This is a genomic window from Tardiphaga sp. 862_B3_N4_1, from assembly GCF_051811085.1.
Classification (GTDB): domain Bacteria; phylum Pseudomonadota; class Alphaproteobacteria; order Rhizobiales; family Xanthobacteraceae; genus Tardiphaga; species Tardiphaga robiniae.
On the sequence record NZ_JBPWQB010000001.1, the window covers coordinates 1563589 to 1577318 of the forward strand.

At 64.6% G+C, this 13730-nt stretch carries 12 protein-coding genes; 9 read left to right on the forward strand and 3 right to left on the reverse strand.

Going from position 1 to position 13730, the window contains the following annotated elements; genetic code table 11:
• Window positions 1-40 precede the first annotated feature (40 nt).
• The 3 genes from AB8B02_RS07240 to AB8B02_RS07250 form a co-directional block, all read right to left on the reverse strand.
• Entirely contained in the window at window positions 41-1231 is a 1191-nt protein-coding gene (locus AB8B02_RS07240) for a helix-turn-helix transcriptional regulator (protein WP_439063551.1), read from the reverse strand.
• A 267-nt stretch (window positions 1232-1498) separates the two neighbouring features.
• On the reverse strand, window positions 1499-2023 hold the full coding sequence (locus AB8B02_RS07245; protein WP_439063552.1) for a DUF3455 domain-containing protein: 525 nt from the start codon (window positions 2021-2023) through the stop codon (window positions 1499-1501).
• A 19-nt stretch (window positions 2024-2042) separates the two neighbouring features.
• The gene (locus AB8B02_RS07250; protein WP_439063553.1) at window positions 2043-2465 is read right to left on the reverse strand and encodes a GFA family protein; all 423 of its coding nucleotides are present in this window, start codon (window positions 2463-2465) and stop codon (window positions 2043-2045) included.
• 196 nt (window positions 2466-2661) lie between these two features.
• Here AB8B02_RS07250 and AB8B02_RS07255 point away from each other — a divergent pair, with 196 nt between their 5' ends.
• The 9 genes from AB8B02_RS07255 to AB8B02_RS07295 all read left to right on the forward strand — a co-directional run bounded on the left by AB8B02_RS07255 (window position 2662) and on the right by AB8B02_RS07295 (window position 13727).
• Window positions 2662-3102: an NlpC/P60 family protein gene (locus AB8B02_RS07255; protein ID WP_439063554.1), complete on the forward strand. Its 441-nt coding sequence runs from the start codon at window positions 2662-2664 to the stop codon at window positions 3100-3102.
• The gene (locus AB8B02_RS07260) at window positions 3102-6956 is read left to right on the forward strand and encodes a baseplate multidomain protein megatron (RefSeq protein ID WP_439063555.1); all 3855 of its coding nucleotides are present in this window, start codon (window positions 3102-3104) and stop codon (window positions 6954-6956) included. The genes AB8B02_RS07255 and AB8B02_RS07260 overlap by 1 nt, the downstream gene beginning before the upstream one ends.
• Before the next feature lie 101 nt (window positions 6957-7057).
• Window positions 7058-8128: a DUF2793 domain-containing protein gene (locus AB8B02_RS07265; protein ID WP_439063556.1), complete on the forward strand. Its 1071-nt coding sequence runs from the start codon at window positions 7058-7060 to the stop codon at window positions 8126-8128.
• Between the two features lie 43 nt (window positions 8129-8171).
• On the forward strand, window positions 8172-8948 hold the full coding sequence (locus AB8B02_RS07270; RefSeq protein WP_439063557.1) for a glycoside hydrolase family 19 protein: 777 nt from the start codon (window positions 8172-8174) through the stop codon (window positions 8946-8948).
• 2 nt (window positions 8949-8950) lie between these two features.
• A complete protein-coding gene (locus AB8B02_RS07275; RefSeq protein ID WP_439063558.1) occupies window positions 8951-9538 on the forward strand; it encodes a 3TM-type holin in 588 nt (195 codons plus the stop codon).
• 76 nt (window positions 9539-9614) lie between these two features.
• Entirely contained in the window at window positions 9615-10280 is a 666-nt protein-coding gene (locus AB8B02_RS07280) for a response regulator transcription factor (RefSeq protein ID WP_089267078.1), read from the forward strand.
• Window positions 10281-10302: 22 nt separating this feature from the next.
• Window positions 10303-11679, forward strand: a complete 1377-nt coding sequence (locus AB8B02_RS07285; RefSeq protein ID WP_439063559.1) for a sensor histidine kinase — start codon at window positions 10303-10305, stop codon at window positions 11677-11679.
• A 98-nt stretch (window positions 11680-11777) separates the two neighbouring features.
• Window positions 11778-12248, forward strand: coding sequence for an RT0821/Lpp0805 family surface protein (locus tag AB8B02_RS07290; protein WP_439063560.1), 471 nt, complete (start codon window positions 11778-11780; stop codon window positions 12246-12248).
• Window positions 12249-12347: 99 nt separating this feature from the next.
• Window positions 12348-13727 (forward strand): hypothetical protein, encoded by a 1380-nt coding sequence (locus AB8B02_RS07295; RefSeq protein ID WP_439063561.1) that lies wholly within the window; start codon window positions 12348-12350, stop codon window positions 13725-13727.
• The last annotated feature ends 3 nt before the right edge of the window (window positions 13728-13730 follow it).

The following is a 13730-nucleotide window of genomic DNA, read 5'->3' on the forward strand; positions in this document are numbered from 1 at the left end:
CGAACGCGATACGACATACTCGCGGCAAATTATCTGGCGTCTACCCGACCACGCGCGTCGCATAGCCGGCGAACAGCTTGACCAGATCCGCCTGCCGCCGGGTTCCGGTTTTGTAGAACAGACGGCTGAGATGCGTCTTGATCGTCGTTTCGGCGACGCCGAGCGCTGCAGCGACCTCCGGCACGCCGCCGACCTGGACGATCGCCAGTAGGACGCGAAGTTCTGACGGTGTGAACTGGAATGTCTTGCCGATGAGTTCGGGCGGCGAGGTGGCGTCGATATCCGCCTTGCGCACGAACAAGGCCGCCGTGGCCGAATAGACCAGACCGGCCTGTCGCCGTGCTCCCGATGTCAGCGGCAGGAGATGCGCGACGTATCGTTCGCCAGTGCTGCCGACGAGCGGCATGGCGATTCCGCGGGTGCCGAGCGCGCTGTCGCCTTCACCGGCGACGGCGAGGGCCTCCCGCAAGGCGCGATCGGCCTGGCTGTCGCGAGCGCTGAGGCGGCCGGAGGAGGCGCGCAGGACGTCCGCTGCATCGAGCATGGCATGGCCAGCAAAGTTGGCATGAACGATGCGCGCAGCCGAATCGACGAGGAACAGGCCGACGCTCAGCCCGTCCAGCGTATCCGCCAGCGTCGCGGCCTCGGCGGCTTTCAGATCGAACATGCGTCCGATCATCACGGCGCGGCGGATATGCGGCGCGATCAGCCGCATCCGGTGACGTGCGCGCTCATCCGCGACGCCGTCACGTTCATGCCGGAACACGCCGAACATGGCGACATTGGTGATGGACTTGTCGAGCACCGAATTGATGCAATCCGCCAGTCCCTGCGGCTGCACCCATTCCTTGTAGAAGCGGGTTTCCCTGAACTCCGCGTAAGGCAGGATGTCCTCGATCCCGATCGGTTCATCGAGCTCTGCGAAGAACTGCACGGTCGTGGTGGGATCGAGCGCAACATATTTGTCGAAATAGGAGCTTTGATAGTCCGCGGAAATGCCGACCACGTGGAGAATATGCCCCGACGGCATGGCTGCATTCTTGGTATAGAGGCTGGCGCCGACACCGCCGACGAATTGCATCGCGCGCTCGATCGCATTCGTCCAGGACGACGAGTCGAGGACGGTGTCGTAGATGCAGCCGATCAGATCGCTGAGCTGTTCTGCGCCTTCTGCGAGATCAGGCGATGCGAGCCGGGCGGCCATCGGCCAGAGCGGAGTCACTGACGTCATTTGCAACTATCTCTCGGGAAGGTGAGCATGCACCTTTGCATGCGTGCCTGTGCCGGCACACCGACGATGCGTGATTGGAAAGCTATGTGGTTCCGGCGGCGATGTCGTTGCCAAACGCGCGGAAGCTGTGTTTCAGCGCGCGAAATATTTTCCGGATGATACGCGGAATAAATCGAAAATCGCGGACGTGCGCCGATCGGTTTTTGATAGCAAAATGACGGCGCTGCGGCGCCGTCATTTGAGCCAAATTCAACTGATGCGGAACACTCAATCCTTGTGCAGGAATGCGTAGTCTGCCGAATAGGGCACGCTGAGAAACTGGCCGGCATCATCGCAGGGGCCGGCGGCAACGCCGCCTTTCGTGTTGATGCGCTGGATCACGTCGACCATTGCGAGCTTGCCGTCGCCATGCCGGTTAGTCACCGTCAATTTGAGCCACGGGATATCGCTCGCGGTTTTACCTGGTGCGCGGCCAACCGCTTTGCCGCCCAGCGTGCTGCCATCGGTGAGTTGCCAGTGCGGGCCCGCATAATGGCGGCCGACGGTCAGTCCATCGGACAGCAGCGTGGCGATCGGCTCGCGGAAGGTCCAGGCAAGCTTGCCGTCGGAGGCGGCCATGCACTCATACACCTGCGCGCCCTCCGCGTGATAGATCGCGACGATCGTGGCATCCGGCTCGGCAATTTCGGACGGCACCTGAGCCGCGGCCGGATGCGTCAGCGCGGCGAGGGCGGCGATGAGCGCCGCCCCGAACAGTCTGCATTTCACTTTGCAATTCATGTGATCGTTCATGGGACCTCGCGCGTGACGTCTATTCAGCGACGGCCTCGCCGGAGCCGCCGAGCTCCGCCGGAAAGTCCTTCAACTTTGGCAGGCCGTCCTTCATCGGCAGCACGGTCTCGGCATAATTGACGTGGACACCGGGTTCGAAACGAAGTGTCGGGATGGTCGCCGCAAAGACATCGACCAGACCGAACGTCGGATGATTGGTCAGCAGGTGCCCACCACATTTGCTGCAATATTGGCGCTGGCTGAGCGGTGTCTTCTGGAAGCTTGCAACATGCTTGGCGCCCGCAGTGATCCGGACGGCACTCGGCTTCCACAGGCTGAAGGCATTGACCGGACCGCCGGACCACGAACGGCATGAACTGCAGTGGCAATATCCCATCGCTTCCGGGGCACCATCCGCTTCCAGTTCAACTGCGCCGCAGAAGCACTTCCCAACATGTGTCATCGATCTCGTTTCCTCTTGCTCGTGCATTGTGTCCCGCGGTGAAGCCGGGGGCATCGAGCGTTCTGCTAGCAGGGACGCGCAAAGCGGAGCGTCATGCGATCGGATGAGCCAGCATCACAAGATGTGTCGATGCAATACGCGTGCCGGATGACGATGTGGCGCGTCGCGCAATCGCTGACGCGATGGAGTTCACGTGATGATCGAAACGCTCACGCCTATGGTCCTCGTTTCCGAGGCGCGGAGCTGGATTGGCACGCGCTATCAGCACCAGGCGTCGCTCAAGGGCGTCGGATGCGATTGCCTCGGCCTCGTGCGCGGCGTCTGGCGCAACTGCATCGGCGACGAGCCGGAAGCACCGCCGCCTTATGCGCCGGACTGGGCCGAGGCGCGGGCTGAGGAGTCGCTCGCGCAGGCGGCGTTGCGTCATCTCGTGCCTGTCGCGCTGGATGATTGCGGTGCCGGCCATGTCCTACTGTTTCGCTGGCGCGACGGTTATGTGGCCAAACACGCGGCCATTGCCAGCGGCGAGGGCACGATGATCCACGCCCATGACGGCGCGGCCGTCTGCGAGGTCGCCCTGACACCCTGGTGGCGTCGTCGTCTGGCCTATGCGTTCCGCTTTCCCGGAGTGAGCTGATGTCGCAACTGGTTCTCTCGACGGCCGGCGGCGCCATCGGCGGAATGTTCGGGCCGATCGGTGCAATCGCGGGCCAGCTCGCCGGCGCGGCGCTTGGCGGTGCGATCGATAGCGCGCTATTCGGCTCAAACGATCAGGCCACTAGCGGGCCGCAACTCGCCGATCTCGATGTGATGGCGTCCACCGAGGGCGCGCCGGTCCCGCGCGTCTATGGCCGTGCGCGGCTGAGCGGGCAGGTGATCTGGGCAACACCACTGGAGGAAGTCGGGACGTCGGGGACGGTGCCGACGGACGGCGGCAAGGGTCTGGGCGGCGGCCCGACGACAACGACGACGACCTATAGTTACTTCGCGAATTTCGCGGTGGGGCTTTGCGACGGCGTGATCGGCCGCGTCGGGCGGATCTGGGCTGACGGCAAGCCACTCGATCTCGAGGGTATCAATTTTCGCGTCTATCGCGGCACCGAAGACCAGATGCCGGACGGGTTGATCGTCGCGAAGGAAGGCGCGGGTAACGCGCCGGCCTATCGCGGGCTGGCTTATGTCGTGTTCGAGCGCTTACCGCTGGCGAGTTTCGGCAACCGGATTCCACAACTGTCCTTCGAGATCATCCGCCCGATCGGCCTGCTCGAAGCGATGGTGCGCGCGGTGACGCTGATCCCCGGCACCACCGAATTCGGCTATGAGCCGTCCACGGTGGTGCAGCTGCTCGGCCCCGGACAATCCGCCCCGGAGAACCGCCATCACGGCTCGGCGCGGTCCGATGTGGTGGCGGCGCTGGACGATCTGCAGGGCCTGTGCCCGAACCTGCAGCGCGTCGCCATTGTCGTGGCGTGGTTCGGTTCTGATCTGCGCGCCGACCACTGCGTGGTGCGGCCGGGCATCGACAATCCCGCCAAGACCACCAGTCCGCTGACGTGGTCGGTGGCAGGCGTCACGCGACCCTCCGCCTATGTGGTGTCGCAAATCGACGGACGCGCGGCATTCGGCGGTACGCCGTCGGATGAGAGCGTCGTGCATCTGATCGGCGAGCTGAAAGCGCGCGGGCTGAAGATCACGTTCTATCCGTTCGTGATGATGGATGTGCCTGATGGCAACGGCCTGCCCGATGCGTGGAGCGGGGCGGGCGCGCAACCAGCCTATCCCTGGCGCGGCCGCATTACCTGCGATCCCGCACCGGGCCAGCCGGGCTCGCCCGATGGCACCGCAACAGCCGGCGCGCAGGTCGACAACTTCTTCGCCGGAGGTGTCTGGAACTATCGCCATATGGTGCTGCATTATGCGCAGCTCGTATCGCTTGCCGGCGGCGTCGATGGCTTCCTGATAGGCTCGGAACTGCCCGGGCTGACGCGCGTGCGCTCGGCACCTGGCGTCTATCCCGCTGTCGCTCAACTGATGGCGCTCGCAGCCGACGTGAAGGCGATCGTCGGGGGCGGCACGGTCGTGACCTATGGCGCCGACTGGACGGAATACGGCGCGCATGTCGCAACCAGTGACGCGTCGGAGATCCGTTTTCCGCTCGATCCGCTCTGGGCCTGGGCTGCGATCGACGCAGTCGGGATCGATTACTATGCGCCACTATCCGACTGGCGCGATGAAGCCGATCATCTTGATCGCGATCTCTCCGACACGATTTATGATCGCGCCTATCTGCGCAGCAATGTGGCGGGCGGCGAGGCCTATGACTGGTACTATCCGAACGACGCCGCGCGCGACGCGCAGGCGCGCGTCGCGATATCAGATGGTCTCGGCAAGCCGTGGATCCATCGCGTCAAGGATCTCTGGAATTGGTGGGGCAATGCGCATCACGAGCGCGTCGGCCATGCCGAACTCGGCAGTTCGACGGCATGGGTCGCGCGCAGCAAGCCGATCTGGCTGACGGAAATCGGCTGTCCCGCCGTCGACAAGGGCGCCAATCAGCCCAGCGTGTTTCCCGATCCGAAATCGTCGGAGAACTTTGCGCCGTATTTCTCCAGCGGCGCCCGCGACGACCTGATGCAGCGGCGCCATCTGGAAGCATTGATCTCCGCCTTCGATCCCGCCTTCGGCGCCAGCGACGCGGAGAATCCGGTGTCGCCTGTCTATGGCGGGCGGATGATCGATGTATCGGCTATTCACGTCTGGACCTGGGATTCCCGGCCTTATCCGATCTTTCCGGCTGCCGATGACATCTGGGGCGATGGTACCAACTGGCATACCGGCCACTGGCTGAACGGCCGGCTCGGCGGCGCGCCGCTGGATGCGCTGGTCGACAGGCTTGCTGTTGATGCAGGCGTGACGGGGATCGATGCCTCGGCATTATTGGGCGGCTGCGATGGTTATGTCGTGGACCGGCCGATGGCGCCGCGGGCGATGATCGAGCCGCTGTCGGTGGCCTATGCCTTCGATGCGACAGCGGCCGATGGCACCTTGCGCTTCATCCCGCGCGGCAGTGCGCCCGTGGCGGAATTCACCGAAGACGATCTGGTGGCGCCGGATGACGGCGCGCTGGCGCGGCTGGTGCGCGCACAGGAGACCGAATTGCCCCGTCAGGTCAGCATCGGCTTCAGCGATGCGCTGACCGATTATCGGCGCTCGGCAGTCACATCGCGCAAACTCACCGGCGGCGCCAGCCGGATGCTGCATGCGGACCTTGCCGTCATCACCAGCGATACGGCAGCGACGCAGCGCGCCGAGGTCTGGTTGCAGGATCTGTGGGCGGGGCGCGAGCGCGCGGAGTTCGCGGTCGGCATGAATGCGCTGGCACTGGCGCCGGGCGACGTGATCGCGCTGACGCTCAACGAAAGGCGACGGCTGTTCGAGATCAGCGGGCTCGTCGATACGCAGGCGCGGCAGGTGACGGCGCGCAGTATCGCTCCCGACGTGTTTGCCGTGCCGCTGCTGGCGCCCGAGATCAAGCTGCCGCCGGTGCCGGCGGCGCTCGGGCCGGTGCAGGTACTCGCGCTGAATCTGCCTGTCATTGACAGTGGCAATACCGACGTGCTGACGCGGCTCGCTGTCTTCGCCAATCCATGGCCGGGCTCGGTGGTGATCTGGCAATCGAAGGACGGCGCGAGTTTCCAGGTCGCTGCGGTCGCGGCGACGCCTGCGGTGATCGGCGAGACACTGGATGCGCTGCCGGCCGGACCGACCGCACGATGGGACAATGCCAGCACATGCCGCGTGAAGCTCCATGGCGGCGCGCTGGCGTCATTGTCCGACGCGCGGGTGCTCGGCGGCAGAAATTCCGCAGCACTGCGGAATGCGGAGGGAGACTGGGAGATCATCCAGTTCGCCAATGCCGAACTGGTCGAGGCCAACACCTATAAGCTGTCGCGGCTGCTGCGCGGGCAGGCGGGGTCGGAATCCGCGATGGCAGCGCTATTGCCGGTTGGTGCGCCGTTCGTGATGCTCGACAGAAGCCTGGTGCCGATCGCACGGGGACTCGACGCACTCGAACGACCATTGTCGCTGCGCGTCGTCGGCAATGGCCGCAGCCATGACGATGCCTCAGCCGTCGCGCTGGTGCTGACGCCGGATCGCAGTGCGCTGCTGCCGCTGGCGCCCGCGCATGTGAAGGCCGCGCGCAAGAGCGACGGCATTCACATCTCATGGATCAGGCGAACGCGTCTCGATGGCGATGGCTGGAATGCCGAAGTGCCCCTCGGCGAAGACGGCGAGGCATACCGGCTCGAGATTTTGTCCGGCACGTCGGTCATCCGCAGCATCGCCTGCACCACATCGCAAGCGCTTTATGCGGTGGCCGACGAACTCGCGGATTTCGACGCACCGCAGCTGAGCCTGCATCTGCGCGTGGCGCAGCTCTCCGGCACCGTCGGTGCCGGGCATGCGACCGAGGGTATAATTTCATTGTGATCGTCATTGCGAGGAGCATAGCGACGAAGCAATCCAGCTCTTGGTTTTCTGGATTGCTTCGCTGCGCTCGAAATGACGGCTGAGAGCGCGAGACCGTAGACATGACCGACACGCCGAATCTCGGACTGCCCTTCATCGATGGCGGGCAGGCGCAGAAACACGTCACCCACAACGAGGCGCTGCGCATTCTCGACGCGGCGATCCAGATCTCGGTACTCGATGTGACGCGAACCGTACCGCCGGCGTCGCCGGCCGAGGGCGCACGGCATATCGTGGCGGCCGGGGCGTCAGGGGCCTGGAGCGGCCATGCGCTGGCCATCGCCACATGGCAGGACGGCGCCTGGGCTTTTCTTGTCCCGAAAGCCGGCTGGTGCGTCTGGTCGATCGCCGATGACGTGATGATGGTGTTCGACGGCGCGCTGTGGCGCGATCTGCGCAATCTTGCGCTCGACAATATCGACCATCTCGGCGTCAACACAGCGGCCGACAGCAGCAACCGCTTCAGCGTCAAGTCCGATGCCGTGCTGCTGTCGCATGACGATGTAACACCCGGCAGCGGCGACCTGCGGGTGACGTTCAACAAGCTGAATGCAACGAAGGATGTCGGCTTCACATTGCAGTCGAACTATTCACCGCGCGCCCTGATCGGCTTGCTGGGCAGCGACGATCTCTCGATCAAGGTCTCCGCCGATGGCGTGACCTATCGGACCGCGCTGGTAGTCGACAAGACGAGCGGGCAGGTCAGTTTCGAGCAGTCCCCGAAATTTCTCGCTTATTTGAACTTCGACAAATATTGCGCGGCGAACACCTTCACCAAGGTTCAGTTCAACAATACGGGGCATAACGACCAGAGCGTTTTCGATCCCGCGACCAACCAGTTCGTCGCACCGGTCGCCGGCATCTATGCGCTCGGCTTCCGCGTGATGTTCAAGGCCAATGCGGCGGTGCCAACCACGCTGACGGCGGCCATGTACAAGAACGGCGTCGAGCTGCTCGACGACACGCGCGTGCAGACGTCGTCGGCGCTCATCAGCAACCGGACGATGCTGAGCGGCCATGCGCTGCTCAAGCTCGCCGCCGGCGATGCCATTTCGGTCTGGGCCGCGATGGAGACCAACGACGGCTATATCGCCGCCGCGCAGAACGGCTTCTACGGCCACCGCATCGCCTAGTTGCGCGAAGGCGAGGATCTCGCTCTCTTACAGGATCATCATCATGAAGCTCGATGAAACAACCTTGCGGCGTCTCTGGCCGCAGGGCGATAGCCGCGTGCCCGGATTGCTGTCGGGTATGGTGCAATCGTCCGAGGCTGTGTTTGCGCGTTACAGCATCGCCACGCCTTTGCTCGCCGCGCATGTAATGGCGCAGATATCACACGAATGCGGAGCAGGGCGCGACGTCGTCGAGAACATGAACTACAGCGCCGGGCGCATGATGCAGGTCTGGCCGTCGCGGTTTCCCACCATGGCGAGTGCCGCACCTTATGCCGGCAATCCGCGGGCGCTCGCCAACAAGGTCTATAACGGCCGCATGGGCAATGCCGTCGGTTCCGACGACGGCTGGAATTTCCGCGGCCGGGGCGGATCGCAGACGACGGGCCGCGAAGGTTATGAGCGGGTCAGGAAGGCCACGGGGATCGATGTGGTCAAGCATCCCGACTACCTGATCGATCCGCGTTACTTCCTCACTTGCGCTGTGTCGGATTTCATCAATTGCGGCTGCCTGCCATTTGCTGGATACGACGATGTCGTTGGCGTTACCCGGCGGCTCAATGGCGGCACCGTGGGGCTCGCCGAGCGGAAGGCGTGGCTGGCGAAATGGAAGACTGCGCTGCGCGATGTGTCGCTGGCGACCGCGCCGTCCGTGGGGCTACCGCCCGTGATCGCATCGCCGCCGCTGGTGCCCGAACTGCCGGCAGCCAAACCCACCAATAAGCCTACCAATCTTTCCGCTTTCATTGCCGCGCTTGTCGCGGCCTTCCGGAGGACATGACCATGGACTGGGGTGACCTTGCCAAACAGGTGATTGCGCTGGGCGCGCCGATGCTGGGGACGGCATTGGGCGGTCCGCTCGGTGGTGTGGCCGGCGAAATCCTCGCCAAGGCGGTGGGCTCGGTGACGCTGACACCGGCGGCGGTGCAGGCGGCGCTCCCCGCGGCCGATCCGGCCAGGCTGGCTGAAGCCGAGGCGCATTGGGCTGACATGATCCGCGCCGAGGCGGAGACTCAGCGCGCGGCGATCAGCGAAACCCAGACCACGATCCGCGCCGAGATCGCCAGCGACGATCCGCTGCAGCGCTGGTGGCGGCCGGCCTACGCGCTGGAATTGACGGTAGAATGCGCCGCGCTCTGGTGTGTGCTGATGCACGAATTCTGGACCGGGGACATCCAGACCATCAACGCGCTGGTCAACGCCACAGCGCTCCTGGTGACCTATTGGGGGTTCCGGTTCGGCGTGCTAGGCGTCTATATCAGCGGCCGCACCCGCGAAAAGGTCAGTGCACTGACCGGGCAGGATTCGCCCGGCATGGTCGAAAAGCTGGTCAAGGCGGTTCTGGTCAAAGACGGTGTGAAGAAAAAGTAAGGTTGGCGGCCGTCGCCATTCATGGAGTGTTCACGCGTCCGGGCATCAATTCGGATTGTGAACGCGGAGAAGTCATTTGCGCCTGCTTGTTGTCGAAGATGATCCCGATCTCAACCGTCAGCTCACCACGGCGCTGACCGATGCCGGCTATGTCGTCGATCGCGCCTTCGATGGCGAGGAGGGGCACTTCCTCGGCGACAGCGAGCCCTATGACGCCGTGGTGCTCGATATCGGCCTGCCGAAGATGGACGGCATTTCGGTGCTGGAAGCCTGGCGCCGCAACAACCGCATCATGCCGGTCTTGATCCTCACCGCGCGCGACCGCTGGAGCGACAAGGTGCAGGGCTTCGATGCCGGCGCCGACGATTACGTCGCTAAACCGTTCCACCTCGAAGAGGTGCTGGCCCGCATCCGCGCGCTATTGCGCCGCTCCACCGGCCACGCCCAGTCCGAACTCACTTGCGGACCCGTGTCGCTGGATACCCGCACCGGCCGCGTCAGCGTTTCCGGCAATCCGATCAAGATGACATCACACGAATACCGGCTGCTGTCCTATCTGATGCACCATACCGGCCGCGTGATCTCGCGCACCGAACTGGTCGAGCATCTCTACGATCAGGATTTCGATCGTGACAGCAACACCATCGAGGTGTTCGTCGGCCGTATCCGCAAGAAGCTCGACGTCGATATCATCCAGACCGTGCGCGGCCTCGGCTATCTGCTCACGCCGCCGCAGCCGTGATCATCTCCGGGATCATGCGCTGATGCGCAACAGCTCGCTCGCAACGCGGCTGTTTCTGTCGGCGACGGCCTGGGTGGTGGTCATCCTCTTGATCACCGGCATCGTCCTGTCCTCGGTCTATCGCAGCGCCACCGAGCGCGCCTTCGATCGCCGCCTCAATCTCTATCTCCGCACCCTGGTGGCGGAAGTCGCCAATCCGCCGGACGCGCCCGATCACGACACGCCGTCGCTCGGTGAGCCGTTGTTCGAACTGCCGCTGTCGGGCTGGTACTGGGAAATCGCGCCCACCGAAGGCGCGAAGACCGAGATGCGGGCCTCGCGCTCGCTGTGGGACAAGAAGCTGCCCAAGCTCGAAGACCAGGGCGTCGAGCTCACGGCGTCGGGGATCCGCCAGGGCTATGTGGATGGGCCGGAAGAGCAGCGCCTGCGCATGGTGGAGCGTCCCGTCGATCTCGGCGCCGACGGCAAATTCCGCATCAGCGTTGCCGGCGACGCCACCGAGATTTTCGAGGAAACCCGCACCTTCGACTATTATCTTGGCGGCACATTCGCTGCCCTCTCGATCGTGCTCGTGCTCACCACGATCTTCCAGGTCCGCTTCGGCCTCGCGCCGCTGAAGCGCATGTCGGATGCCATTGCCGATATCCGGTCCGGCCGTGCCGAGCGGCTGGAGGGCACATTCCCTGTCGAGATCTCACCTCTGGCGGGCGAGATGAACGCGCTGCTTGATGCCAACCGCGCCATCGTTGAACGCGCGCGCACCCATGTTGGCAATCTCGCCCACGCGATCAAGACGCCACTGTCGGTCATCGTCAACGAGGCGAACAGCCGTGGCATCGACCCCTTTGCGAGCAAGGTGCTGGAGCAGGCCGATGTGATGCGCGATCAGGTGACGCATCATCTCGAGCGTGCGCGGATCGCTGCGCGTGTCACCATCGTCGGCACCGTCACCGATGTCGCGCCGGCGCTGGAGGCGCTGTGCCGGACAATGCAGAAGATTCACCGGGACCGCGGCATCACCATCGACCTTGAGGCCGATGCCGCGGCGAAATTCCGTGGCGAAAAACAGGACATCGAGGAGATGGTCGGTAACCTCGTCGACAACGCCTGCAAATGGGCGGACTCCCATGTCACCATCGGCGTGCAGGTCGAGCGCACCGGCGGTGCCGATCCGGCGTCGAAGCTGCGGATCATCGTCGATGACGACGGGCGCGGGTTGTCCGATACCGAGCGCGCCCAGGTCGCGCGCCGCGGCCAGCGGCTCGACGAGACCAAGCCGGGGTCAGGTCTGGGTCTGTCCATCGTGGTCGATCTGGCCGCGCTCTATGGCGGTAGCCTGACGCTCGGCAAGGCGCCGATCGGCGGGCTGCGGGCCGAACTGGTGTTGCCGGGTGTCTGAGTTCCGGCCATGTTGCGCCCCGTTGTCGCCCGAATTATCCCGTTCGTAACGTCTTTGACGTTTCCTGTGTTCCGGTTTGCGTTCGGGGTCTGCGGTCCATGGTCAAGTTCAACGCCTTCTGTGTTGCCGCCGTCGCGCTGACGCTGGGTGGTTGCGACGTGACGACGTCGGACGGCGGGTTGGGCCTCGGCACCGATACGATCGCCCGGGCCTACAGCAGCACCAAGTCGGCCGTTGGCCTGTCCGAGGAAAACGCAGCGGCGGCTGTGACCAATGCCGCCTTTGGCGGGCTGATCGGCGCCAAACTCGGCGCCCAGCTCAACGACGAGGACCGCCGGCTGGCCTACGAGGCCCAGATCGCCGCCCTCGACCGCGGTGCACCCGGCGCGCCGGTGCCCTGGCGCAACGCCACGTCGGGACGCTATGGCAACATTGTTGCTGGCCCGGCCTATAACCAGAAAGGCCGGGAATGCCGCGGCTTTTCCCACACGGTCACCGTCAATGGTGACCTCAAGACCGCCCGCGGTACCGCCTGCCGCAGCCCTGAAGGCACCTGGGCGGCGGCCTGATCCCGGTTCCTCAACGCCTTCTTAACGGGGCGCCTGCTACAAAAATCGGTGGCGATTTTCGGTTGTAGATCGACCGGAAAGCACGGATTCCTAGGCTGCATGAACAAAACCTCGATCGATCGCTTGCGGGAGTATTTGGCGCAACTGCCCGAGCAGTCGCAGATGCTGCTGATGCGCGAATATGAGCGCGCGATCGAGCGCGGCGAAGACGTCGTGGTCGCCAATTTCGTACTCGACCTGCTGCGCGGCGTGGTTCGCGGCCACGAGAATGCGGTGCGCCCGCGCGTCGAGGATCCGACCCGGCTGGTTTTCAAATCGCTCGAGCCGTTCCTTGTCGAAGGTGTGGGCAATGTCCGGCCCGGACAAATCCGGCGCGCCTCGCTGCTGCCGATCTGGCAGTGGCTGGAGCGCGACGCCGCGGACGCCGTGCGCGAGTTCGAGGCGGCCGTCACCGTATCGCCCGAGCCGGGCGCTTCGGACATCGAGCGCGCCGTCAAGAAATTCCAGCAGGCGGCAGCAGCCGCCATTACCACTGCCACATCGGGCAATCGCGGCGCGGCCCGCATCGGGCCGACCCATGCGGTCGAGGACCTGCCGTCCATCGGCGCGGTGCTGAAGGCGCGCGAGCAACTCGACGGCTTTGCGGGCAAGCTGCCGAGCGTGCTGCGCAGCTTCGGCGATAGCCAGATCGCCTCGGTGAACAGCGCGCTGAACGTGCCGACACTGACCACGCCGCAGGTGCTGCCTTTCGCACTCTCGCTGGTGATGCAACGGCTGGCGGCGCCATGGCAGATCATTCGTCTGGCGGTGAAGATCGCGGCCTCGGACGATGAAATCCGCGTGGCCGCCACGCCCTATGGTGTCGCCGTGACCATGGCGCTGTCCGATCTCAATCGCGTCGCGGCCGAACTGCGCTCCGATATCAGGCGCGGCAAGTTCGACAGCGCCCCCGAACATCTCAAGATCGCCCATGACGGCGTGCGCGGCCTGCGCACCGAACTCGACATGCGCAACGATTCCACTTGGGGCCGCCAGATGGCGTCGATCCGGGTGGAGATTTCCTCGACGCTGCAGTCGGAGATCGAGAGCGTGCCGGGCAGGGTGCGACGTCTGCTGCGCCAGCGCCCTGACAAGGATATTGCCGCGACGGCGACGATCGATTTCGCCGAGGTCGAGGAGACCGTGGCGCTGATCAATTTCGTCGCGGTGTGCCGGACCTATGCCAGCGAACTCGCCATCAACGAGGTGACGCTGCGGACCTATTCCGACCTGCAGCAATATGTCGAGAAGTCCACGGAGTCGCTGGTGCAGTCGCTGCGCGCCGGCGATGCCCGCGTCCGTAGCTACCGGCAGATGCAGGCCAAGGCCGCGATCCGCTTCTGCCAGGTGTTGTTCGGCCAGGAATACGCCTCGCTGATGAGCCGCGCCGCCGAACAGGCCATGGTCGTGGTCGAGCGCAAGCCGAAGCGGGCCGGCTAGGCC